Raw genomic sequence first — 1913 nt, 5'->3', positions numbered from 1 at the left:
ATCCGCATACGCCGCTTCTTGATCAGGTTGATACGCCTGACGATCTTCGCAAGCTTGCCCCTTCCCAGCTTCGCCAGCTCGCTGACGAGCTTCGGGCGGAGATGATTGCCTCGGTGGGGCAGACGGGCGGACATCTGGGTTCGGGGCTCGGCGTGGTCGAGCTGACGACGGCGATCCACTATGTGTTCGATACGCCGCGCGACCGGTTGATCTGGGACGTGGGGCACCAGGCCTATCCGCACAAGATCCTCACCGGTCGCCGCAGCCGCATGCGCACGCTTAGGCAGGGCGGTGGGCTTTCGGGCTTCACCAAGCGCTCCGAGAGCGAGTACGATCCCTTCGGCACCGCGCATTCCTCCACCTCGATCTCGGCGGCGCTGGGCTTTGCGATTGCCAACAAGCTGAAGGGCGAGCCGGGCAAGGCCATCGCGGTGATCGGCGATGGCGCGATGAGCGCCGGCATGGCCTACGAGGCGATGAACAACGCGGCGGAGGCCGGCAACCGCCTCGTCGTCATCCTCAACGACAACGACATGTCGATCGCGCCGCCCGTCGGCGGGCTCTCGGCGTACCTGGCGCGGCTCGTTTCCTCGCGGCCGTTCCTCGAGCTGCGCGAGATGTTCAAGGCGATCTCGCGCCGCCTGCCCGAACCGCTGCACAAGGCCGCGCGCAAGACCGACGAGTTCGCCCGCGGCATGGCGATGGGCGGCACCTTGTTCGAGGAACTCGGCTTCTACTACGTGGGCCCCATCGATGGGCACAATCTCGATCAGCTGATCCCGGTGCTCGAGAACGTGCGCGATGCGGCGGAAGGCCCCTGCCTCGTCCATGTCGTGACGCAGAAGGGCAAGGGCTACGGCCCGGCCGAGAACGCGGCGGACAAGTATCACGGCGTGCAGAAGTTCGACGTGATCACCGGCGAGCAGGCCAAGAGCGCGGGCGGCCCGCCGAGCTACACCAATGTCTTCGCCCAGGCGCTCATGGCTGAAGCCGCGCGCGACGAGACCGTCTGCGCGATCACCGCCGCGATGCCCTCGGGCACCGGGCTCGACAAGTTCGCCAAGGCCTATCCGGAACGCAATTTCGATGTCGGCATTGCCGAGCAGCATGCGGTCACCTTCGCGGCGGGGCTGGCCGCGCAGGGCATGCGCCCGTTCTGCGCGATCTACTCGACTTTCCTGCAGCGCGCCTACGACCAGGTCGTGCACGATGTCGCGATCCAGAACCTGCCGGTGCGCTTCGCCATCGACCGCGCGGGGCTCGTCGGCGCGGACGGGGCGACGCATGCAGGCTCCTTCGACGTGACCTACCTTGCCACCTTGCCCAACATGGTGGTGATGGCGGCGGCCGACGAGGCCGAGCTTGTCCACATGGTCCACACCGCCGCGCTCCACGACAGCGGCCCGATCGCCTTCCGCTATCCGCGCGGCAACGGCGTGGGCGTGCCCCTGCCCGAGGTGCCGGTGCGGCTCGAGATCGGCAAGGGCCGCGTCGTGCGCGAAGGCAGCAAGGTGGCGATCCTCTCGCTCGGCACGCGCCTTGCCGAGGCGCTCAAGGCGGCGGACCAACTCGATGCCAAGGGGCTATCGACCACGGTTGCGGACCTGCGCTTTGCCAAGCCGCTCGACGAAGCGCTGATCCGCCGCCTGATGGCCTCGCACGAGGTGATCGTGACGGTGGAGGAAGGCGCCATCGGCGGCCTCGGCGCGCATGTGCTCACGATGGCGAGCGACGAAGGCCTCACCGACGCCGGCCTGCGCATCCGCACGATGCGCCTGCCCGACGTGTTCCAGGACCACGACGCCCCCGACAAGCAGTACGACACCGCAGGCCTCAACGCCCCGCAAATCGTCGATACCGTCCTCAAGGCCCTGCGCCACAACAGCGCAGGCGTGCAGGAAGCAAGGGCCTGA

At 67.8% G+C, this 1913-nt stretch carries 1 protein-coding gene; it reads left to right on the top strand.

The window, feature by feature from the left end; genetic code table 11:
• Window positions 1–1913, top strand: a 1913-nt coding sequence (gene dxs, locus NDB2M1_RS00020; RefSeq protein ID WP_072378519.1) for a 1-deoxy-D-xylulose-5-phosphate synthase, incomplete at its 5' end; no start/stop codon positions are given.

Origin of the sequence: Novosphingobium sp. NDB2Meth1 (assembly GCF_900117425.1) — a bacterium.
Taxonomy (GTDB): domain Bacteria; phylum Pseudomonadota; class Alphaproteobacteria; order Sphingomonadales; family Sphingomonadaceae; genus Novosphingobium.
The sequence above is the reverse complement of the archived record's forward strand: the minus strand, read 5'-3'. Positions and strand labels throughout refer to the sequence as shown.